The organism is Psychrobacter halotolerans, assembly GCF_039680845.1.
GTDB lineage: Bacteria > Pseudomonadota > Gammaproteobacteria > Pseudomonadales > Moraxellaceae > Psychrobacter.
In genome coordinates, this window is sequence record NZ_JBDKWD010000001.1 from 299290 (window position 1) to 322686 (window position 23397).

A 23397-nucleotide genomic window follows, 5' to 3' on the forward strand; every position below is an offset into this window, starting at 1 on the left:
ACATGGTCTTATTAATGGTTAAATGCTAGGTTGGTCATCGCACGTTTACTATAGATGACCTTATCGGTATAATAGCGCCTTGTTCAATTCGTTAGGCTGTCTTCTCAGCTTGATAGAACACTCATTTTTTTGGAGGTATGGTTTGGAACGTGCGCTGGAATTTGTGGGCAACCACCCGTTTTTATTTGGTATATTAGCCGTACTTGCCGTGCTATTTTTTACGATTGAAAACAAACGTAGCGGCAGAAAAATATCACCCAATACCCTTGGGATGATGGTCAACTCTCAAAACGCACAGCTTATCGACATTCGTGATAAGAAGAAATTTGCGTCAGGATATATTCAAGGCAGTCGCAACATACCCTTCTCTGAGCTAAAAGACCGCATCAGTGAGATTCGTGCGATTGAGCAGCCAGTGATTATTATCTGCGATATGGGCGTACAAGCAGGCGCTGCGGTACAAATGATCGGTAAAGAAAATGTCTATCGCTTAGAAGGTGGTATCGGCGGCTGGCAAAGCGCTGGCATGCCGTTGGTTGGTCTAAAAGACGCCAAACCAAAAGGCAAAGCCAAACCAAGTTTGCATAAATAATGGCGTACATTGCCATCTTTTATTAGTGTGACATTGATGGTTTTTAATAACGTAACGTTGATAATTTTTATTGATGTAGCTTTAATAACTACTGGCATTTAAAAAAGGCACCTATTAATAAGGTGTCTTTTTTTATGTCGTTTTTGGCAGACGGTGCAACCTTTTACATTCTATCAACTTGAATTCGCAACGCTTATCCCCACTTTAATACTGAGTGTCACCAAATATATTCAATTCACTTATTGGTAACGAACCGATTATAATAATTTTTTAACTGATTGCTTATAACAATACGCTTACCTCATACATTTATAAATAAGGATTTATCATGACTGTACCTGTTAAAGTTTATACGACCCCTATCTGCCCATACTGCTCAAACGCTAAGCAATTATTACAATCTAAAGGCGTTGATTACGAAGAGATTGGTATGCATGACATGAGTAGCGAAGAGCGCCAAGCGCTTATGAAAAAAACCAATAATTATCGCACTGTACCGCAAATCTTCGTTGGTGAAACCTTTGTCGGTGGTTTTGATGAGCTTAATCAGATGAACCAACAAGGCAAACTTGATGAGCTATTAGCAGGTTAATCTGCTATATTTTTTGTCTATCTGTCTTTACTAGCGTAAGGACAGATGCGAAGATAGAAGATCTTGCTAAAAAATGTCGAGATATTGTCTCGATTTATATTACAATGAGCTTTTATTAAAACGACAGTTTGCTCCATTATCTGATTTAATTTTAGAGGAATAACCATGGCTGACGCACAACCACAATTGGCATTAGAACGCATTTATGTAAAAGATATGTCACTTGAAGTCCCAGGCGCTGAAGTATTCACCAAAGAGTGGAACCCAGAGCTTGATATCAACCTTTCAAGCAATGCTGAGAAGCTTGATGACGATCATTATCAAATCATTCTAACCGTGAGCGTGACGGCTAAGAATGCTGACGAAGCGGCTTTCATTGCAGAAGTTCATCAAGCAGGGATTTTCTTATTAAAAGATATTCCTGAAGATCAAATCGGCCAAATCTTAGGCGCATACTGCCCTAACGTTTTGTTCCCTTATGCTCGTGAAGTCATCAGTGATATCGTGACACGTGGTAGCTTCCCGCAATTATTGCTTGCACCTGTGAACTTTGATCAAGCCTATGCACAAAGCCAACAGCAAACGCAAGTTGATGCTCAAGGTAACGCTTAATTTTTGACCTAATAATGGTCTGACTTTATAAGCGTTACTTTTGATAAAGAGCCGTTTACTTATGGTGAGTAAGCGGTTTTTTTGTGGCTATATTTTGGCTTTATAATAGTAAACAATTTCAATTCTCTAAAAACAAAAAAACCTCGACTATTGAAAGTCGAGGTTTTGATAATTAAAGCTAGTAACTTTTGAGACGCCTTAGCCTTTTAAGACAGATAAGATTTGCTGCTTAACCTCATCGATACCTTGAGTACCATCAAACTTATTATAACTAGGCGCATCATTACCTTCTTTGGCTTTATCTTGATAAAAACCAACCAAGGCTGAGGTTTGCTCATGATAAGTAGATAGACGGTCACGAATGGTCGCTTCTTGGTCATCTTCACGCTGGATAAGCGCTTCGCCCGTCACATCATCGATACCTTCTTGCTTTGGCGGGTTGTGATCGACATGATAAACGCGGCCTGAGCCTGGGTGCTGACGACGACCAGATAAACGCTTGACGATCTCATCATCAGGCACACTGATTTCAATCACATGATCAATCGCCACATCGGCATCTGCCAATGCTTGCGCTTGAGGAATGGTACGTGGAAAACCATCAAAAATACAACCATTGGCACAGTCAGGCTTGGCGATACGCTCTTTTACTAGGTTGATAATAAGGTCATCAGACACCAAACCACCAGCATTCATAATGTCTTTGGCTTTTTTGCCAAGCTCGCTACCTTCTTTGATAGCTGCACGCAGCATATCTCCAGTTGAGATCTGCGGAATATCATATTCTTTAGAAATAAACTGGGCTTGAGTACCTTTACCGGCGCCTGGTGGACCTAGCAAAATAATACGCATCATGACACGACTCTCCTTAATAGATAGGATTTTGGGATTAATATAGTTTAGGGATTGGTTGATTGCAAAGCTACCTTACCTTGTGGCTTTGCAAACCTCAAGTATTTTCATTATGGCGGTGATAAGTTGCCATGACTTATCTGTTCATAGAACGCTGTTGCACGCTATTGTAGCGAGCAACAGCGGTTGCCTTGATTATCAACAAAAACAAGCGCTTATCTTATGGAATCTGTTGATTAATTTCGACATTAGCCTGATCTTGATCCGCTCTAATGACCACAGGATTGCCCGACAGATCTCCTGAGGCAGCACTAGCCGTACCACTATGACTAATACGAGCGATGACCGCCAGTTGAACTTTATCCGCTCGAGCAGACTGTAGCGTCCGTTCTGGCATCATAGCATCAAGATCGCTTAGGCTAATAACTGCCTCGCCTTGCTTGATCACACTGATTGGTAAGCGCTTGGCGGCAAACGGTGGCCCCCCTTTCACATCGCGTATCGCGACGAATAAGACGTCATCGCCCTTCACGAGCGGCAACAAGTTGGCATTGATTTTTATGGTTACCTCGACACCTTCAGAGGCTTGCTGCTGCTGTGCGGTCACATTGGCGCTTAACTCGTCTAGACTTGCCAGCGCTTGTGAATGATCGCCCGGCTTAGCGGCAATATTACCACGCAGACGTCTGATCCAACCTTGTGCTTGCTCAAAGTTACTACTGCGCGCTTCACCCATGGCCATTAGCATCTGTGCCCCTTCATGGTTTGGGTTTTTGGCCAACACATCCTGTAATACTCGGCGACTATTGGCATCTAATTGCCCTTTATTGGCAAAAAAGCTAATCTGCGCGTAGGTGGTTGCAATCTCTTCGTTGTCTGGTGACAAACGATAGGCGCGTGATAGCGATTCTATAGCCGAATCAGTGGCTTCTAATGATAAGAATAGCTCCGATAGACGCATCCACCGATTGGGATCGTCAGCGTGACGATAGACGTTAGTCTGCATGGCACTAATCAGTTGCGTCCCATCTTCGATCGCCCAAGCGGGCGGCTGGTCAATCTTGCCAGTCAACAAGTCGTCGGCAACTTGACCCACTTTGTCCTCGCTTGTCCAAAGATCAAACACAGGCGTGCGATCACCAACCATCAAATATGCCATGGCTGCCAGTACAGGCACCCAGACCATGATGATTAAGCGACTTTTAATACCCGGTGTGACCATTGGCATAACTTCGCGCTGCGCATCCAAAAGCTGACGCTCAAGCTCAAGTTTTTGATTCTGATAATGGCTGTCATCAATAACGCCATTATCTTTGTCTGCTTGTAGCTCGGTTAGGCGCTCGCGAAACACCGCAACATTGATGTCTAGTAGCTGATTGTCCACAGGTTTGTGCGATGATCGTGACGATCTTAACCACGGCATAATAGCGATAGCGGCCAGTATTAAGGCGATAAGTAAGCTTAAAGCAATAAATAAGCCAACAGTAGAGAATAGGGTCATTTTTTGTCCTCAAGACTTGTGATGTCATGATCGTTTTTTTCATCGTTACGACTGCGCGCTAAGAGACGATCAAGCTCGGCTTTTTCAGCGGCAGACAAAGCGGCCACGGTACGGTCTACCTTGATGCCACTTTCTCCACTAGCGACCCGCTGACGCCGTTTGCTTTGCCAAAACCATCCTATCAATAGAACGATGAGCAATAAGGGCGGAAAAAACCATAGAATCCATGTTGATGGACGTACGGGTGGCTTATAACTGATAAAGTCGCCATAACGCTCTTGCATATAAGCGCGAATCTCACTATCACTACGACCGTCTTTTACCATATCGTAGGTCTTTTGCTTCAGATCTTGTGCGATGGGCGCATCAGAGCCAGCAAGATTCTGATTTTGGCATTTAGGACAGCGAAGCTCTTCTATGAGCGCACGATACTGCGCTTCTTGCTGCGTTGAGTCGAAGTCATAAACTTCAATGGCAGCATAGCTTGTCACACTAAATAGACAGGCTATCAGTAAGCTTACAAGCTTTAAGGTAAACGCCTTTAAGGAATGCGCCTTTAAGGAATGCGAAATCATTTGCATACCTCCGCAATCTGACTCAGCTCCGGGCTTACCTTATTACTATTGGCATCATTAAGTACCATCAAGCAAGGCGCAATACGGCTTTGCCAGTTGACTTCATTAATTTCACCAATAATGTGCTGACGAATAACGCCATCACCATCAACGACAAAGGTTTCAGGCGCCCCTGTCAATCCTAAATCTAAAGCAAACTGACCCGATAAATCTTGAATCGACATCGAGAACGGATCGCCTCCTCGGTTCAAATACCCCAAGGCATCACCGATGTCATCTTTATAATTGACGCCCACCAAGTTGACACCGCGCTCTTCTAATTGCATCAAAAAAGGATGTTCAATAACGCAGGTTGGACACCAAGAACCCCAGATATTCATTAAAAAGGGCTTATCGGGTAAGTTGTCATTAGTCATGATACGGCTGGTATCAGACAATAATGGCAGCTCAAAAGCAGGGACTGGTCGCTCAAGCGCCGTGTTGGTCACGATATCTGTCGGTTTACCTAAACGCAGGTAAAGCATGACAATCAAAGCTAAAAATACAATGAGCGGAATCAAAAACCACAGTTTGAGTTGTTTTTTGTTCATGGTTTTAGTGCTATTCCCTTTCTCCTGCTTCGCTTGTTGGTCAGAGGAGTTGTTTGATAAGCTCATCTTACTTGTCCCCTGAGTTGGTGACTGGTGTACTTAAATCGACGTCAGTATTGGCATTTGCACTGGCATTTGCACTGGCATTAGTATCGGTACTTACAATAATGCCTGACTTTTTGGGCACCATTGGTGTCAGGGTTTTTGTTTCTTTGATACGATAACGCCTATCAAAAATGCTTAATACCGCTCCTAATGCGATGATAAGCGCACCCAGCCATACCCAACGAATCAGCGGTTTTACATAAATACGGAATGCCCACTGATTGCTGTTTTCAGCGATAGGCTCACCAAGCGCTACGTATACGTCACGCATGAGACTGGCATCAATCGCCGCCTCAGTCATCGGCATCATACTGATAATAAAATTGCGTTTTTCAGGGTACAAAGTGGTCACCGCACGACCTTCTTTGCTGATCGCGACTTCTGCTTGCGTGGCATCAAAGTTACTGCCTTTTAGCTCACGAAAGCCTTTCACGACAAAATCATAACCTTGAACATGGACACTGTCATTCGGTCCTAGCGCCACATCGCGTTCAATACTGAGCGTGGTGGTAAAGGCAATACCAATAACGGTCACAATCACGCCGATATGAGCGGTTTGTTGACCCCAATAACTGAGACGCAACTGGCGTAACCCTTTGAGACGGCTTGGGGCATTTTTGGTTTTGTCTCTGAAATCAACCACCATCCACAGTAGCACCCAAAAACTGATCGCCAATGTCACGCCGATATTCAGCATTGCTGAAGGGCTGACAAAGTAAGCGATAATCGCTGCTAATACCAAGCTACTTGCCGCAATCACCAGACCAGCGCTTAAGAGCGGTCGATTGTCTTTTTTCCAGCGGATATTTGAACCCATACCCATTGCTATTAGTAGCAGCCATGCCAGAGGAACAAACAGGGCATTAAAGTAAGGAGGGCCAACCGATACCTGACCTAGATTAAAGGAGTCGGCAATAATGGGATACAGTGTGCCCAGCAGGACAACTAAGGTCGAAATCAGAAGAATGACGTTGTTTATCACCAAAAATGACTCACGTGAAATCAGCTGATATTGACTCTCGACGGTCAAGCGCCAGCCGCGCACAGCAAACATGAGTAAGCCGCCACCAATGATCACACCTAGAATTATCAAGATCACAAGACCACGTGTTGGATCGGCGGCAAACGAGTGTACCGAGGTAATCACACCAGAGCGTACGAGGAATGTACCCAGTAAACTGAGCGCAAATGCAAAAATCGCTAGCATGATCGTCCATGCCTTGAAGACACCGCGTTTTTCAGTGACTGCCAACGAATGCAGTAATGCCGTTCCTGCCAGCCACGGCATCAAAGAAGCGTTTTCTACTGGATCCCAAAACCACCAGCCGCCCCAGCCAAGCTCATAATAAGCCCACCATGAGCCAAGCGCGATACCAACGGTCAAAAAGCCCCAAGCCGCCAGTGCCCATGGGCGCGACCAGCGCGTCCACACCGCATCCAAACGTCCTTCCCACAATGCCGCCATACAAAAAGCAAATGGCACGACCAAACCCACATAGCCCATATAAAGCATAGGCGGATGAATAATCAAACCAAAATCTTGCAACACAGGGTTTAGATCCGCGCCATCTACCGGTAAATTGGGTAAGGTGCGATCAAAGGGAGAAGAGGTGAAGATGAGCATGGCGAGCATCATCATCTGTACGCCTGCTAAAATGACCAACACGCGTGCGCGCATAGACAAGGGTAATCCACGGCTAAAGTAAGAGACCAGCGCACACCAAGTGGCCATGATGGTCATCCAAAGCAGTAAAGACCCTTCATGACCGCCCCACGTCGCTGATAATTTGTAATACCAAGGCAATAGCGTATTAGAGTGCTGAGTGACATAAACTAAGCTAAAGTCATTGTAGTAAAAGCCTGCCATCAATCCGGCAAAGGAGGTAATCATCGCAGCAAACTGCGCCCATGCAAGACTTGGCGCAAGACGCTGCCAAGCAACATGATCGCGCATGATCCCAATGGTTGGTAATACCACCTGCAAAATCGCCAACATAAAGGCGGCTAGCAAGGCAAAATAACCCAATTCTGTGATTAACATACGGTCTAACCTTGTTTACCCTAATACGGTCATTGTTTGTTTAAAAAACTTGAGTGCTAGAATGGTAAAACCATTCCCTATCGATCGCTACTGTTGTCATTGTCAGCACTGCCATAAACCTTAAAGTACGAAAGGCTTACAGCAGGCTACATTAGCGTCAACTTGTCACGTTTCTGTATCCACTTTGTATATGATGTGTATAAAGAAATCAGAAACTTATTTATCATTGCATGGCTGGAAAAAAGACCAAAACCAAATGCAGCCAACCTGCTAAAAAACCTGTCAAACCGCCTAGAATGATCAAGGTCATTTCATCCTCACGAAATGCGGGTCGCAATAAGTTTTGGAATTCCCTAGGCGTCAATGCACGAATCCGATCGCGAAACAGACCAAATATCTTACTCGCGCGGCTTTCATTGAGCTCGGGGTCTCGTAACGGCACCATCGTGGCAATAATAGATTTATCAATGATGGTGTTCTTGAGCTGCCCATATTCACGGCGTCCCAAACCAACACGCAATGTGGTGCTGATGACGGGAGATTCTAGTACGGTATAAAGATGCGACTTCATCAAGTCTCGTGTTTGCGCTGCACGCTCACCATACATCATCTCGTTCATGATATTTTCAAGCGTGACCAAATCCTTTACCACAATCTCAGCAAATACCTCAGACACTTCTTCTTGACGCTTCATAAAGCCGCCTTGTAGACGGTATTGGGCAATATGAGGCAGTTGCGGTTTGATAAACGGAAAACGGCTTTGAGCAGTAAAAAACTTCAAATAAGGAATAAAGCGTGGCTCTACTGGATTGAACACCATCCAAATGGCGATCCAATTGGTGAGAAAGCCCCAAATCGCGGCAAAAAACGGCACGGTCCAATGCTGGGGCACGACCAAAAACAGGAACATCTGAATAATACCGAAGACCAAACCAATCAAAGCGCTGATGTGCCAAATAAAATTGATTTCTTTTTGTCCCACCTTCAAAAACATATTAACCATCAACCGACGATCATTCTCCATCGTATTGACAATCATCTTACGCATATCGACCAAATCTTCGACATTATGGGTCAAGTCGGTCACAAGCGACTGCATAATATTGGGCAATTCTTGATGCGCTTGCGCATAGACGCGGCGTTTTACCGCGTAAGGCAGATTGCCCCACAAAGCCGGAGAATGATCCAGCATAATCTCATCAATCAATGGCTCAAGGTTTTTATCAACAGTATCAGTGATAAATATCGCCATCTGCTCAGGCTCCATTGCCTGAAAAAACTCATCTAAAGACCCAAGCTTTGAGAGTGTCTGATCAACGATAACGCCTGATATTTTACCCGCCTTACGCGGCACGATGCCTTGCCAGCCGATCCCCGGTAGCCCAAAAAACGGAAAGTTTGGAATACGAATACCCCAAAACTTAACGGGATAAAACAGCATTTTGAGCGCCATCCACACATGTATCCAAGTAACGAATGCCGTTACTGGTGGAATGGTTAGCATGGCAAAAAACTCTGGGTGCTCAGCTATCGTTTGCCACAATGAAGTTGCATCCATGATTTATCTTGCCTCTGACAGGTTGATTGTCGTTGCTAATAAATGATTATTGCTAATAAACGGCTGTTAGCAAATGAGAACGCTTAAAAGAACGCGCTCTGCCTTTAACGGTGTCTATAAAATAAAAAAATAACTATAAAATAAATCGCCTGATTTTAGCATACTTGCTACCCATTAGCATACGTAGACCCTCGGCAAGTTGTGACTAGAGATGACACGTTTCACCTATTATTTATAAAGACAGATTGTTGATGAAATCTGTAAGCCCTGTCGCCAATGTCCTTGATAAAACAAGTCGTCAGTTACTGCGTCTGCTCATTTGTTCTGCTATAATTCATGGGTAAATGCCAGTATTTATCTATCTGTCATCTATCTGCAAGCTGTAGGCCATGTAATGCGTTAGAATCTTACATCCGTTCTCTCTATGTGATTGAAATCCTTTGTATTATCCTTTATGCTCACCTCACTTTGCGCCACTACCCCACTCATTTACTTCTTTTTTATTGACTCACTGACTGTTTGGGCTCTGACTTTATATGAATAAACCGCTAACTCCCAGTACCGAACGGGTCAATAGTGTTTTTGCCAGCCGTATTATTATCCTTGGGATTTTAATATTTGCTGGTTTGGGCGGCTTGATAACGCGTTATGGTTATTTGCAAGTTTACGCTCATGATAAGTACACCACTCAGGCCGATAACAACCGTATCAAGCTGATCTCAGCACCGCCTAGCCGCGGCTATATTTATGATCGTAACGGTATAATATTGGCAGACAATCAACCTGTCTTTACGGCTATGTTGAGCCCTGATGAGGTTGATGACCCTGAACGTACCCTACATTTACTCGCGCCCATTTTTGATCTGTCAGACAAAGACATTACTGATATTTTAGCCCGTGTGAGTAAAAGTAAAAACGACCCTGTGACCGTTAAAATCGATTTAACTGAAGCGCAATTGGCACAGTTTAGTGAGCGCAAGCCCTTCTTTCGCGGTGTGAATATTCAAAGCAAGCTGACCCGCTCTTATCCATATGACGAGTTGTTTGCTCATGTAATTGGCTATGTAGGCCGTATCAATGACAAAGAAAGCAAGCGCATTGATAAGGATAAATACGCTGGTACCGATCTGATCGGTAAAATTGGCATCGAAGATTATTATGAAGATGTTTTACTGGGACAGCCCGGCTACCAATCGGTAGAAACCGACGCACATGGCAATATTTTACGGCAACTCGATACCAAGCCGCCGATATCTGGTAACGACATTACGTTGAGCTTAGATTACGGTCTGCAAACCGTGGCGCAACAGCAGCTTGACGGTCGCCGCGGTGCGATTGTCGCCATCGATCCAAAAAACGGTGACGTACTCGCCTTTGTCAGTAATCCAAGCTATGACCCAAATCCCTTTATTTCGGGCATCTCTTTTAAAGATTATGATGCGCTACGAGAAGACCCTGACGAGCCATTATACAATCGTGCGTTACAAGGCACCTATCCACCCGGTTCGACAATCAAACCCTTTGAGGGATTGGGCGGTATCCATTATGGTTTGCGTAATTGGGATACCACCATCTATGATCCGGGCTATTTTAGCCTACCGGGAGATTCTCATCGTTTTCGTGATTGGAAGCGCGGCGGTCATGGTACGGTCGATCTAAAAAAATCCATCGTCATGTCAGTGGATACTTATTATTATAAATTGGCCTACGAGATGGGTATCCAGCGCTTGCACGACTGGATGGTACGGTTTGGTTTTGGTGAAAAAACGGGCATCGACTTACCCAATGAAAGACCGGGCATTATGCCCTCACCAAAATGGAAAAAAGAGACCTACGATAAAGGTTGGTTGCCTGGCGAAACCATTTCGGTCAGTATTGGTCAAGGCTATTTCTTAGCGACACCGCTACAGATTGCCAATGCCACGGCTATGACGGCAAATAAAGGCCATCACATCACACCGCATCTGTTAAAGAGTAGCGACGGTGCGGCAAAAGTGAACGTCATCACCAAGCCCGATGGTAGAATTGATTATAATGGCAAGCCTTCTGACTGGATACGTATGCACGATGCGATGGAAACCACGGTTGAGAGTGGTACTGCACGCCGCGCTTATAATCCCAAGTATCGTATCGCTGGGAAGTCAGGAACCGCGCAAGTAAAATCCATTGCCCAAGGCAAGAGTTATAATAAAGCGGCGCTGGATTCACGTTACTGGGATCACGCTTGGTTCAATGGCTTTGCGCCCGTAGACGACCCACAAATCGCCCTTGCTATCTTGGTCGAGAACGGTGGTGGCGGCGGTGCCGTTGCCGCTCCAATTGGTCGTGAATTGTTTGATTATTGGGTATTACAGCGCAAAACCAATCCTATTTTGCCACCAACACCGGATCAACTTCGCGTCATTAAAAGTCAAAAAGCAGCACAAAAGGCGGTTCGTGATGCCTTACGTGACAAAGAAGAAAAAGCCCTAGAAGAGGCACAAGCATTAGAAGAGCAAGCAGCCACAACCGCACCCGCTGAGTAAAAAGACGGTAAACGAGACAGACAATGACAAAACCCTCAAACGGCCGTGTGCCTAGAAAAAACAGCAAAGCCAACCGTATGGCAGCAGGCGATGTACGCATCATTGGCGGTCAATTTAAACGTCGTATCGTGCGTTTCGTTGATGCCGAGGGTTTACGTCCAACACCAGATCGCCTGCGCGAGACACTATTTAACTGGCTTTTGACTGACATACATGGCGCTTACGTACTTGATAGTTGCGCTGGTAGCGGCGTCTTAGGATTTGAAGCCTTATCACGCGGCGCGGCTCATGCCACCTTTATCGAAGTCAATGCCTCGCAAAAAAATATGTTGTGTCAGAGTACCGAACAATTACGGCTTGACGCCACTACCTATCAAATCATTCAGGGCACCGCTGAGCAGGTATTGACGCAAAATCAGCCAACCCAACCCCATTTCGATGTGGTATTTATTGATCCACCTTACGCACAAGATTTGTGGCAACCCATTCTGACGGCATTGATTACTCAGTCATTCATTGATACAGAGACATTGATTTATTTGGAAGCAGATAAAGATTTGGATGGTCAATTGACCCAATTAGCAAGCACGCTCAACGAACATGTGAGCGCTCAGCAATCATCAAATCAAGCGACAATCGGTTTTGACTGTTTAAAACAGACCAAAGTCGGACAAGTTGTTGCTGGACTTTACCAGTTGTCGTTGTCATAATTGTGCGTGCTTACTAAGCGCCATGACCGCCATTATTTGATGGGCACTATTTTATAAAATCATCTAATATCGGTTAAAAATGTCTAAAACCGCTTAAAAACTGGCCCAACGCTGCAGTTTAATGTATATAAGGCAAAAATAAACCCCAATGCAGCTTGCAAGCGTAGGCGCTACTGCTTATAATGTGCAGTCTGTTTTTTGAGAGCCCCGTTCCCAGCTAAACTCTCAACGAATTCTAATTTTAAGGTTTTATCATGAAAACACTTAGTGCAAAACCAGCTGAAGTGACCCATGACTGGTATGTCGTAGATGCTGACGGCAAAACCCTTGGTCGCTTAGCCACTCAAATCGCTAGTCGCTTACGTGGCAAGCACAAGCCTTCTTTTACGCCGCACGTAGACACTGGTGATTTTATTGTTGTCATCAATGCTGACAAAATCACGGTAACGGGTAAAAAAGCACAAGATAAAAAATACTATCGCCACACTGGCTACCCAGGCGGTATTAAAGAAACCAACTTCAATAAGCTGCTTGCACATAAGCCTGAAGATGTTCTACACAAAGCAGTTAAGGGTATGCTTCCAAAAGGCCCTCTTGGCTATGCAATGATCAAGAAGCTAAAGCTATATGCGGGTACTGAACATCCACATACTGCACAGCAACCTAAAGAACTAGACATCTAAGGATATACTTATGGAACGCAATTACGGAACTGGTCGCCGCAAGACGTCTACTGCTCGTGTCTTTTTATCAAAAGGTACAGGTAGTATCGTTGTTAACGGTAAGCCACTTGACGAATACTTCAGCCGCGAAACTTCACGCATGGTTGTTCGCCAGCCTCTAGAACTACTTGATTCTGCTAATGCATATGATCTATATGTCACTGTTGCAGGCGGTGGTATCAGTGGTCAAGCGGGCGCAATTCGCCACGGCATTACTCGTGCATTGATCGAAGCTGACGAAACTTTGAAACCTGCTCTAAAAGCAGCTGGTTTTGTTACTCGTGATTCACGTCAAGTTGAACGTAAGAAATTGGGTCTACGTAAAGCACGTAAACGTCCACAATTCTCAAAACGTTAATCAAAGCGATCTCTTATTTTTTTGCAACTGTTGTCTTTTTCTCGGAGCTGCAGTTGTCGTATTAAGTAAGCAGATAGTTTTGCAAAACCTTATAAGCTGGTCACAGCTTGTAAGGTTTTTTTATGCCCGTCTATCGCTGTCTTTGATGCACAATGTTTAAAAACTTGAATGCTACCTATGTCTTTTATAGTCATTTACCAAGTGTCAATATATAGTCGATTCTAAATAAAACCGATACGTTATTTTATAACGCGGAACTGATATAAATTTTCTGGCTTGCTTTGCCGTTGCTGACAGAGGCTGCAAAAAATTCATACACGTCCCGCTGACTCGTTTTTATACCGAACTCACTCTATTAGAATAGGCGCGTCTTAGAAATTCAAGCTTGCAAAGCGCCTGACGCTACCCCATCATGATACTAAATTTTCTCATTAGCCCCAGTACTATAAAACAGTATTGTAAATGCATTGCTGCAAGACAGTGCTATAAGACAGCAATAATCCGATTCCATAAACCGTGCTGCAAAAGGACATTATGAAAGCGCCCGAACAATACGATCCCAGTAAGCAATCTTCAAACAAAACCCGCTCCCCGAACGTACAACAGTCGGTAAAATCGCCTGCCCTGCCTGAAGGGACGCCTACGATTAAGCAGACGCATAAGCGCACAGCACACGCGGATAAAAAATCGTTTCAATGGCAATTTTTATTGCCGAAATACTGGGCCATTTGGTTACTGTTTTTTATGTTATTGCCAATTATGTATTTGCCGCTGAGATGGCAGTTTTGGCTCGGACGTCAGTTCGGTGTACTGTGTTATAAGATCGCAGGCTCACGTCGCCGTGATACGTTGATCAATCTCAAACTTGCCTTTCCAGAAAAGCCTGAAGCTGAGCGTGAATTAATGGCTAAGCAAGTCTTCGTCAATCAAGGCATCGGCGTATTCGAGACCTTATGCGCATGGTTTCGTCCAAATGTCTTTACTCGTACGGTTTCTATCTCTGGCTTGCAACATATCGTCAATGCCCAAAACGACAATCGTCCCGTGATTTTGTTAGGAGCACATTATACGATGCTTGATTTGGGTGGCTTATTTTGCGCTCAGTTTTTCCCTGTGGACTGTATGTACCGCACGCAAAACAACCCACTACTCGACTGGTTTATTTATAATGGTCGTACCAATGTCTTTGGCAAGCAAATCTCCAGCCGTGATATGCGGAGCTTAGTCACTTCTATTAAAGCCGGACACGTTATTTGGTATTCTCCTGACCAAGATTATGGCCTAAAGCAGGGTGTGATGGCGCCTTTTTTTGGCGTACCAGCCGCGACCATTACTGCTGCCCGTCGCATGGCCAAACTGGGTGACAAAGCTCACTCGCCCGCTGTGATGGCACTACATACTTATCGGCAAACCCCAGACAACTTGCCTAAAGGCAAACGCCCGCACTATCATTTGACCATTACACCCGAATTGGAAAATTATCCAAGCAATAATGAAGTCGCTGATGCCACTCGCGTTAATGAAGTGCTAGAAGGACTCATTCGTATCGATCCCACTCAGTGGATGTGGTTTCATCGTCGCTTTAAGCATGGGCCAAATGGTCGTAGCGATATCTATAAGTAGACCTTTATTCCCAAAAGAACTGATAAAGTTTGCTATACTTTCGGCTAATATTTTGTCCTATTTACCCTATATCTATTGATCCTAAATAAAATGGATACAAGACATGATAGAGCGAGACTGGAACCAATTTTTCTTGCTTGCTGTGCCTTCGCAGACAGAGGCATCAAAAAAATGAGTCCCAGTCTCGCTGTGCCTTTTTTATATTGGATTGACTATATAATAACTTGATAAACGACTTAACGGACTTACCATGAGTAATAACAACACCTCTGAGACCCCCACGCCTGACAATTCAATACAAGCCAAACGAATTTTAACGGGTATCAAACCGACTGGCACGCTGCATCTGGGAAATTACGTTGGCGCGATTCGTCCAGCCATTCAGTCTATCCAAAATAGTGACGATGAGGCCTTCTTCTTTTTGGCCGATTATCATGGCATTATCGGTTGCTATGATCCTGCTATTATTCATGAATCGACCAAGGCCATTGCAGCGACTTGGATTGCTTGCGGTCTTGATCCTGAGCGTGTGACCTTTTATCGTCAATCAGACGTCCCTGAGATTCCAGAGCTTGCTTGGGTATTGAGCTGCTCATGTGCCAAAGGCTTGATGAATCGTGCCCACGCTTACAAAGCGGCGGTCGATATCAACACGGAAAAAGAAGATGTCGATGCTGATCAAGGTATCAACATGGGGCTATTCGGTTATCCTGTACTAATGGCCGCTGATATCTTAATGTTTAATGCCACTCATGTGCCTGTTGGTCGTGACCAAATTCAGCATATTGAAATGGCGCGTGATATCGCTGGTACCTTCAATCATCGTTATAAAACCCTCTTTACACTACCGTCAGCGGTTGTCGATGATAATATTCCGCTATTAACGGGTCTTGATGGTCGTAAGATGAGCAAGAGCTATAGCAACACCATACCCTTATTTGGTGAGTCTAATCCGCAAGTGAGCTCTGAAAAACAGATGCACAAAGCCATCATGAAAATTGTGACCAACTCACAATTGCCTGATGAGCCAAAAGATCCTGATGACTCTGCTATTTTTGAGATTTATAAAGCCTTTGCGACTCCTGAAGAGATTGCTGATATGCGTGCACGATACGCATCAGGAATCGGTTGGGGCGATGCCAAACAAGCCTTGTTTGATAAAATCAATAGCGAGATTGCTCCATTTCGCGAGCGTTATGAAGAACTGATGGCCAATCCCAAAGAGCTGGAAGAAATCTTACAAATGGGCGCAGACAAAGCCCGTCGTCACAGCCGCAAGCAATTAGATAAAACGCGCCGCGCTATTGGTATTCGCTCACTTGCTAAGCTTAAATAAAAGCATTATGGATATACGTGACAATACTGCTCTACGCATTTATCAAACGCCCGTACAACACTTGCCAGAAGATTTATATGTGCCGCCACAAGCGTTTGCTATTTGGTTAGAGCAGTTCGCAGGACCACTGGATTTTTTGTTATATCTGGTCAAAAAGAATAACGTGGATTTGACGCAACTGCCGATATTGCCCATCACCGAGCAGTATTTGGCTTATATCAGCGAGCTGGACACGGCGCATTTTGAGTTGGCAGGTGATTATTTGTTGATGGCCTCAACCCTGATTGCGATCAAAACTGAGCTACTACTGCCCAAACCAGAAACGCCGACCGATGAGCGCGACCCAAAAGCGGAGCTGATTGAACGGCTGGAAGAATATGCCCAAATTAAAGCCGCCAGTCAGCGTTTGGACAATCTGGTTCGTTTAGAGCGCGATGTATTTTTAGCGATGGTCAGTATGCCAGATCAAGAAGTAATGAATGCTGAATTACCACATTACTCGCCTACCTTATTGATCGATAGCTTGTTTAAGATGCAATTGCAGCCAGACTATCAGATGCATACCATCAAAGTCGATATCGTACCGCTTGCAGATCGGATTGCCAGTATCAGTCGCCAATTAAGCACAGCGGGTTCACGCTCCTTTTATGAGCTACTAGATAAAGCCCAAGGGAAAGTCGGTGTGGTCGTCAGTTTCGTCGCTGTTCTTGAATTGATGAAGCGGCAATTGATCGGTGTGGTGACAACTGAGTCGAATAGTGAGAGCTTAGCCGATAACAAGGATAGCAAGAGTCTCTCTCCATCTCAGTCTCAGTCTCAGTCTCAGTCTCAGTCTCAGTCTCAGTCTCAGTCTCAGTCTCAGTCTCAGTCTGATACAGGCGAACCACTTGAACATTTGATGTTGCAATGGTTGGTTTAGTCAATAAGAATAGCTTTTCCTACCAGCGACATGATTGAAAACCCAATAACTAAAGAAAAAGAGTACCGAGCCAATGGCTAATGTGGATGACACAAAACCCAGTCGTAATACACAACCACCAAGACCTAAAACTGCGTCTGTGTCGTCTGATGAACCGCGCGCTCTTGAGGCGTTGAGCAAGCAGATTGAAGTGTTGTTACATGCCTCAGAAGCGCCACTGACCGCAAATGATCTTAAGAAGTATTTGTCTTTATCGACCAAAGAGTTGCAAGACGCTTTGGCGTTATTACAAGAACGTTTGAACCATAGTGTTTTAAAATTACATAAGACCGCTGGTGGTTATCGTTTGCAAATTGCTGATAGCTACAGCCATCTGATACAGCGCGTGTTTCCCCAACGTCAAGAACGTCTGAGCCAAGCCCTGCTTGAAACCTTGAGCGTCATCGCTTATAAACAACCTGTGACTCGTAGCGACATCGAGCATGTACGCGGCGTGACCCTCTCAAGTAATATACTGCGCCAGCTATTTGATAAAGGCTGGATCATAGAAAAAGGTCATAAAGACACGTTAGGTCGTCCAGCGCTACTCCATACTACTGCCCAGTTTTTAGATGCTTTTGGCTTAACCAATCTTGGTGAACTACCGCCAATGCCAGATATAGACGCTATCCAAGCCATGTCGTAGCGTATATACCCTTTAAAATTTATCAATACGCAACAACCCGTTCATCTTTAACCCTCTTTATTTTTAACAAAAAAAAGGACAGACCTTAAACGATCTATCCTCTTTTATTTTGAATTGATTTAAACCGCTAAGGCTTATTGATTGATAACATCAACGCCTTTTGGTGGTGTAAATTTGAACTGGCTGCTATTGATGCTTGGGTTCAATTTGATGTTGCTAAATTTAATTGAGGTAGTCTGACCAAGGGTATCATTCAATACCATCATGACAGGCTTACCACCGCTAAAGCTCATGGATAAGCTCTTAAAGCTGGCACTATCGGATTTTGGATAAAGTACATAATAGTTTTTATTGTCGTATGGCTGGGTGATCTTAAAGTTTTTATCAATTTTGCTTGGATCACCTGACAATAAAAGCGCTGGCGTATTCCCGACCTGACTGTCTACATTCTGCTTAGTTGCTTGCTCCAAGTCTTTATCATACACCCACATAGAATTACCGTTAGCAACGATCAACTGCTCTGATGGCGATTTTGTTTCCCAGCGGAAGTTGTTTGGGCGTTGTACGTTCATCGTACCCGAAAAAGTACCACTACTCGCCCCTTTAGTTGTCTGACTAAAATTTGCTGTCATACTTTTAGTATTGGTCAGCAATTTATTCAAACGTTTGGCAGCCGTTAGGTTATCAGCAGGTGCAGCGGTTGCCGTTTGCGTTAATGCAACTATAGGCGCTGCCACACCCAGTGAGGTCATCAATATACCTGTTAGTGCGCCGCTCATTACTTTTTGTTTTAAAGTTGTCTGTTTAACTGATTGCTTGTTTAATAAAGTCATCATTGATCCTCTCTCAAAGTACATAATCGCTTAAAAATAAAATGTCTTAATAAATTTTTTGTTTTCTATGATTGTTTACGTCACCCATATAAAACTTGGGGTCATAAACGATGGGAACAGTGTGCCAGTTTTTTTATTACGCGCCTAGTCATGATTTGCAATCATTACTACGCCTGCCATACACACTTGTAACCGTAATGGTAACACCCTACTAAAGAATATAGGAAACGGCTTTTCGCGCTCTCTTACTACCATGATAACGATTTATCAAGAAGGCTAAGCATAAAAAAAGCCCCTACTACCAGACGGTAATAGGAGCTTTAGGTCATCCAATCACTTCATTCTATTAGAGTGAAATAATTAAGATGGGCAATTATGCGCTTTCAACCATCACATAACGACGGTTAAATTTACCTTTGGTCGCAAACTTTACAACACCGTCATTCAGTGCAAATAAAGTATGGTCACGACCCATGCCAACGCCTTCGCCTGCGTGGAATTCTGTACCACGTTGACGAACGATGATGTTACCAGCTGTGATAGCTTGGCCACCAAAGATTTTTACGCCTAGCATTTTTGGGTTTGAATCACGACCGTTACGAGTCGAACCGGCAGCTTTTTTATGTGCCATGAGAAAATCTCCTTGTTAATATGACTTATCGCTGATGCGACAACTCTTAAGCATTTAGTGCGCTATTTAGCAATCATAGCTAAATGGATGATTAGGCATTAATGGCTTTGATTTTTAACAAGGTGTACCATTGGCGGTGACCTTGCTCTTTGTGGTAATGCTTACGACGGTTGTGCTTGATGATACGGATTTTTTCGCCGCGACCATGCTCAACCACTTCAACTTCTACGCTTGCACCATCGACAACAGGTTGACCGATTTTGACGTTATCGCCGTCAACAACCATCAACACGTCTTCAAATTTGATTGTTTCGCCTTTTTCTGCTTTTAGTAGTTCAACTTTTAAAAGCTCATCGACGACTACACGGTGCTGTTTACCACCAGTTTTGATTACTGCGTACATTGTATGACTCCGTTTAACCCGTGTGCCGTGGCTGATGTCATACCAGCGCTTTTACGACGAACACGACAGGGAAAAATTAAAGGCAAGATTTTACGTCTTTTTGCTTATAAAAGCAAGCAGCGCATCTTGTATTTGTAAAGCTATGACACTCACTGTCTTATCTTTTATTACGATAATTACCCTCATTTATAAGCCCCTCAAAAACGGCACTTTCAACAAATATAAGTCATATCAAGATAAAATGTGGTGCTTTATGCCTAACGACGGCTATTATAGCTTATACAATCAGTTACTTACAGTCTTTTATTACGCGCTTACCTGCCTATAAAATTGTGCACAGAGTAAGCATTCATCCTATTATCATTTAAAGGTGTTTTAATGTGTCAATTTTATTTGTAATGGTCGTTCAGTCTTATATCAATAAATGGCTGTCACTAGTCTCTTAACGCACTTTAAGCAACAATTTGAATACAGAGCTATGTTATCATAGACAAAATGTTGCCTTACCGATGCACAGAGTCAAGGCTATAAAAAATTCTCTTTACTCTTATTAATACGACTACTTATTATGACCAGTACCTCTTCTAATAACACCGCTTGTGTCTCTTTGTCCACGCTTAGCTATGCTGATATACAAAACATTGTGGCTGATGATTTTGAGATTATGGATAAGCAAGTATTCGGTAGCCTAAATTCAAAAGTCCAACTGGTGATGAGCGTCTCTCAGCATGTGATTGATGCAGGCGGTAAACGTATGCGCCCACTGATTACTTTGTTATGTGCTCGTATGTTTGATGACAATCCATCGACAAAAGCCATGCATTTGGCGGCCATTACTGAAATGCTGCACACGGCAACCTTGGTCCATGACGATGTGATTGATGAATCAGGCCAGCGCCGCGGCAAACCAACGGCCAATGCCACATGGGATAATGCAACAGCGGTTTTGGTTGGTGACTATCTGATTGCACGGGCTTTTAATTTATTGGTTGGCTTTCAAAGCTTGCCACTATTGCAGGTGTTCTCAGATGGTACGTGTGATATCGCTGAGGGTGAGGTATTACAGCTACAACATCAGCACAACCCGGCTGCCACGGAAGCGGACTACTTACGTATTATTGACGGTAAGACCTCGCGTCTGTTTATGATGGCGACCCAAGGTGCTGCTATTTTGCAAAACAAGACAGAATATATGCAGGCATTGGGTGATTTTGGTCAGCATTTTGGGAACGCCTTCCAAATCATTGACGATGTCCTTGATTACAGCGGCGATAGCGAGTTGATGGGCAAAAACTTAGGCGATGACTTGGCAGAAGGCAAGCCCACCCTACCCACTATTAAAGCCCTTGAGCTATTAAATGACAGTGATCCTGAAGGCTATGAGCAGCTACGTATTGCCGTACAAACTGGCAAAACGCCAAACGCCGAGCAGCTTATTAATTTGGTGCGTCGTTCAGGCTCATTGGATTACTGTAAGCAGCGCGCGCTTGAAGAAACCCGATTGGCACAGGATGCCTTAAGTACGCTGCCTGACAACCGTTACCGTCAGGGTTTATATCAATTAACTGAGCTTGCGAGTGCACGTTTATTGTAGCTTTATCTAATTCAGAATTTTGCTCAATAATCAGACAGTGCGTGTTTGGGAGTAGAAGCTTATGCTGAACAACTGTTATTATGATCGTAATTAGGGGTTGCCAAAATCATTTTTTTGTTAACAAACCTGATTTGGGCCCGTTTAAAGACCTTTACGCTCGTATGGCTTTGTGATTTTCACAAAATTTTACAATGAGTTTCAATTGAAGATTGTATGTCTTCGCATTAGCTGATATTGGAGCTTACGCTTGTTATAACAATAGATTTGTCATTATAACCAGCCTGCCATGTCATTTTTTATCTCAAACCCTATGTTCAATTACTTGACTATGGGGTTACCCCTATAGTTTATAATTACTCATTAAATTTATCAGTTGAATTTGTAGTTTAACTACATTTTTGATGTCAGAGAATCTTACGCCTATCACTGAAAATACATGTCGCTATCAGATGTCCTAATAGCGAGATCTTGCTAAACAAACGTCATTTGATATGGCGTCGGCAAAGATGGTATAGGTGCTTGGAACAAATACTAATTTTAATATTCGATACACAAAGATTTATTGATAACTTTTTATACTGTCATTATTTATTTTTACCTATCGCCGAGGACATTGATGAAGCATTCTACTCTTGCGCTTGTAATAGCATCTGTACTATCTGGAGCTGTACTTGTTGGCTGTGACAAAAACGAGGACGCCGCGGGTGAAGCGGCACAGCAACAGATGCCACCTGCGGTTGTCAACGTGCAGACTGTCACCTTAGAGACCGTACCTCAAGTACAAACTTTTTCTGGACGTACCGCCGCTTATCAAACGGCTGACGTTCGCCCACAGGTCAATGGTGTCATTGACGAAGTATTATTCCGCGAAGGCAGTAACGTCAAAAAAGGCCAACCACTCTATCGTATCAATACTGATAATTACACCTCTTCTATTGCTAGTGGTGAGGCAGCGGTGCAACAAGCACAGGCCAATTATCAAACCGCGCAAGCAAACAACGCCAATGCAAAAGCTGAGCTTGCCAGCCGCCAAGCATCTTTGGCGCAAGCGCAAAACGATCTACAACGCTTAGAGGGCTTGGTAAGTATCGATGCCATCTCAAAGCAGCAATATGATCAAGCGCAAACAGAAGTACGTACGGCACAAGCAGCAGTGCAAAGTGCAGCGGCCGCTGTCGGACAAACGCAAGCAGGTATCGAAAGTGCAAGAGCGGGTATTCAGACCGCTCAAGCAGGTTTGGCCGCTAGTAATCTAGATCTTAACCGTACCATCGTACGTGCACCGCTTACTGGTCGTACCGATCGCTCTAGTGTTACCGCTGGTACGCTCGTAAGTGCCAGTCAAGCAGATCCTTTGGTTACGATTTCACGTTTAGATCCTATCTATGTCGATATCAGCCAATCATCATCTGAGCTATTAAGATTGCGTCAGCAGATATCTGAAGGCAAAGCGCAGGCTGGCATGAACTCGGTTGAGCTCATATTAGAAGATGGTTCCGTTTATCCAGTACGTGGCAAGCTTGCTTTGTCTGAAGCAAAGGTTGATGAATCAACAGGGGCGGTAACCTTGCGTGCTATTTTCCCAAATAACAACAATATATTGTTGCCAGGGATGTACGTGACTGCCCGCTTGACACAAAGCGTGATCAACAATGCTAGCTTGGTTCCACAAAGTGCGGTGATGCGTACCCCTAAAGGTGAGACGCAAGTTTATATCGCTGATGAAAACAATAAGATTCAAGTACGTCCCGTTACGATCAATGGCACCTACAATGGGCAATGGGTCGTTACTGATGGTTTGCAAGCAGGTGATAAAGTCGTGGTGATCGGTGGTAGTAAGGTCAAACCTGAACAAGAGGTGGTTGTTAAGCCTTTAGACAATGCTGGCAACGCGCCATCTGCCCAAAACGCACCCAATGCGAAAACGCCGCAGCAAGCTGCAAAAACAGTGGATGAGAAGCCAGCTGGCAACAACAACGCTAGTAAAGAACAAACAGAAGCCGCTGCTCAATAATTCCATTCAAAGATAGGAAGACTTAG

The 23397-nt window shown here is 44.0% G+C and carries 22 protein-coding genes; 13 read left to right on the top strand and 9 right to left on the bottom strand.

The window, feature by feature from the left end; translation table 11 throughout:
• The first annotated feature begins 142 nt into the window (after positions 1-142).
• From AAJP47_RS01280 to secB, 3 genes are all read left to right on the top strand, one after another.
• A complete protein-coding gene (locus tag AAJP47_RS01280) occupies positions 143-592 on the top strand; it encodes a rhodanese-like domain-containing protein (protein ID WP_346716101.1) in 450 nt (149 codons plus the stop codon).
• A gap of 328 nt (positions 593-920) precedes the next feature.
• A complete protein-coding gene (grxC, locus tag AAJP47_RS01285; RefSeq protein ID WP_346716102.1) occupies positions 921-1184 on the top strand; it encodes a glutaredoxin 3 in 264 nt (87 codons plus the stop codon).
• 165 nt (positions 1185-1349) lie between these two features.
• A complete protein-coding gene (secB, locus tag AAJP47_RS01290; protein ID WP_346716103.1) occupies positions 1350-1796 on the top strand; it encodes a protein-export chaperone SecB in 447 nt (148 codons plus the stop codon).
• A 198-nt stretch (positions 1797-1994) separates the two neighbouring features.
• Here secB and adk read toward each other — a convergent pair whose 3' ends face one another.
• The 6 genes from adk to AAJP47_RS01320 all read right to left on the bottom strand — a co-directional run bounded on the left by adk (position 1995) and on the right by AAJP47_RS01320 (position 9018).
• Entirely contained in the window at positions 1995-2648 is a 654-nt protein-coding gene (gene adk / locus AAJP47_RS01295) for an adenylate kinase (protein WP_346716551.1), read from the bottom strand.
• 220 nt (positions 2649-2868) lie between these two features.
• The gene (ccmI, locus tag AAJP47_RS01300) at positions 2869-4149 is read right to left on the bottom strand and encodes a c-type cytochrome biogenesis protein CcmI (protein WP_346716104.1); all 1281 of its coding nucleotides are present in this window, start codon (positions 4147-4149) and stop codon (positions 2869-2871) included.
• Complete coding sequence (locus AAJP47_RS01305) at positions 4146-4724, bottom strand: cytochrome c-type biogenesis protein (RefSeq protein ID WP_346716105.1); 579 nt, start codon at positions 4722-4724, stop codon at positions 4146-4148. Before AAJP47_RS01305 ends, ccmI begins: the two co-directional genes overlap by 4 nt.
• The gene (locus AAJP47_RS01310) at positions 4721-5380 is read right to left on the bottom strand and encodes a DsbE family thiol:disulfide interchange protein (RefSeq protein WP_346716106.1); all 660 of its coding nucleotides are present in this window, start codon (positions 5378-5380) and stop codon (positions 4721-4723) included. The genes AAJP47_RS01305 and AAJP47_RS01310 overlap by 4 nt, the downstream gene beginning before the upstream one ends.
• Position 5381: 1 nt before the next feature.
• Positions 5382-7460 carry a heme lyase CcmF/NrfE family subunit gene (locus tag AAJP47_RS01315; protein ID WP_346716107.1) on the bottom strand — a complete coding sequence of 693 codons (2079 nt, stop codon included), beginning with the start codon at positions 7458-7460 and terminating at the stop codon, positions 5382-5384.
• Positions 7461-7683: 223 nt separating this feature from the next.
• Positions 7684-9018 (bottom strand): DUF445 domain-containing protein, encoded by a 1335-nt coding sequence (locus tag AAJP47_RS01320; RefSeq protein ID WP_346716108.1) that lies wholly within the window; start codon positions 9016-9018, stop codon positions 7684-7686.
• A gap of 536 nt (positions 9019-9554) precedes the next feature.
• Here AAJP47_RS01320 and mrdA point away from each other — a divergent pair.
• The 8 genes from mrdA to scpB all read left to right on the top strand — a co-directional run bounded on the left by mrdA (position 9555) and on the right by scpB (position 17896).
• Positions 9555-11543, top strand: a complete 1989-nt coding sequence (mrdA, locus tag AAJP47_RS01325; RefSeq protein ID WP_346716109.1) for a penicillin-binding protein 2 — start codon at positions 9555-9557, stop codon at positions 11541-11543.
• Positions 11544-11566: 23 nt separating this feature from the next.
• Positions 11567-12253 carry a 16S rRNA (guanine(966)-N(2))-methyltransferase RsmD gene (gene rsmD, locus AAJP47_RS01330; RefSeq protein WP_346716110.1) on the top strand — a complete coding sequence of 229 codons (687 nt, stop codon included), beginning with the start codon at positions 11567-11569 and terminating at the stop codon, positions 12251-12253.
• A gap of 254 nt (positions 12254-12507) precedes the next feature.
• A complete protein-coding gene (rplM, locus tag AAJP47_RS01335; protein WP_346716111.1) occupies positions 12508-12936 on the top strand; it encodes a 50S ribosomal protein L13 in 429 nt (142 codons plus the stop codon).
• A gap of 10 nt (positions 12937-12946) precedes the next feature.
• The gene (rpsI, locus tag AAJP47_RS01340) at positions 12947-13333 is read left to right on the top strand and encodes a 30S ribosomal protein S9 (protein WP_021813618.1); all 387 of its coding nucleotides are present in this window, start codon (positions 12947-12949) and stop codon (positions 13331-13333) included.
• Between the two features lie 534 nt (positions 13334-13867).
• Positions 13868-14956: an LpxL/LpxP family acyltransferase gene (locus tag AAJP47_RS01345; protein ID WP_346716112.1), complete on the top strand. Its 1089-nt coding sequence runs from the start codon at positions 13868-13870 to the stop codon at positions 14954-14956.
• A gap of 250 nt (positions 14957-15206) precedes the next feature.
• Positions 15207-16292, top strand: coding sequence for a tryptophan--tRNA ligase (locus AAJP47_RS01350; RefSeq protein ID WP_346716113.1), 1086 nt, complete (start codon positions 15207-15209; stop codon positions 16290-16292).
• Positions 16293-16299: 7 nt separating this feature from the next.
• A complete protein-coding gene (locus AAJP47_RS01355; RefSeq protein ID WP_346716114.1) occupies positions 16300-17211 on the top strand; it encodes a segregation and condensation protein A in 912 nt (303 codons plus the stop codon).
• 73 nt (positions 17212-17284) lie between these two features.
• Positions 17285-17896 (top strand): SMC-Scp complex subunit ScpB, encoded by a 612-nt coding sequence (scpB, locus tag AAJP47_RS01360; RefSeq protein ID WP_346716115.1) that lies wholly within the window; start codon positions 17285-17287, stop codon positions 17894-17896.
• Between the two features lie 134 nt (positions 17897-18030).
• Here the strand turns inward: scpB and lolA are convergent, their stop codons facing one another.
• From lolA to rplU, 3 genes are all read right to left on the bottom strand, one after another.
• On the bottom strand, positions 18031-18729 hold the full coding sequence (gene lolA, locus AAJP47_RS01365; protein ID WP_346716552.1) for an outer membrane lipoprotein periplasmic chaperone LolA: 699 nt from the start codon (positions 18727-18729) through the stop codon (positions 18031-18033).
• Positions 18730-19102: 373 nt separating this feature from the next.
• The gene (gene rpmA / locus AAJP47_RS01370) at positions 19103-19360 is read right to left on the bottom strand and encodes a 50S ribosomal protein L27 (RefSeq protein WP_296237754.1); all 258 of its coding nucleotides are present in this window, start codon (positions 19358-19360) and stop codon (positions 19103-19105) included.
• A gap of 91 nt (positions 19361-19451) precedes the next feature.
• Positions 19452-19763 (bottom strand): 50S ribosomal protein L21, encoded by a 312-nt coding sequence (gene rplU / locus AAJP47_RS01375; protein WP_057761012.1) that lies wholly within the window; start codon positions 19761-19763, stop codon positions 19452-19454.
• Positions 19764-20331: 568 nt separating this feature from the next.
• Here rplU and AAJP47_RS01380 point away from each other — a divergent pair.
• On the top strand, positions 20332-21357 hold the full coding sequence (locus AAJP47_RS01380; RefSeq protein ID WP_346716116.1) for a polyprenyl synthetase family protein: 1026 nt from the start codon (positions 20332-20334) through the stop codon (positions 21355-21357).
• 616 nt (positions 21358-21973) lie between these two features.
• Positions 21974-23371, top strand: a complete 1398-nt coding sequence (locus tag AAJP47_RS01385) for an efflux RND transporter periplasmic adaptor subunit (RefSeq protein ID WP_346716117.1) — start codon at positions 21974-21976, stop codon at positions 23369-23371.
• Positions 23372-23397 lie beyond the last annotated feature (26 nt).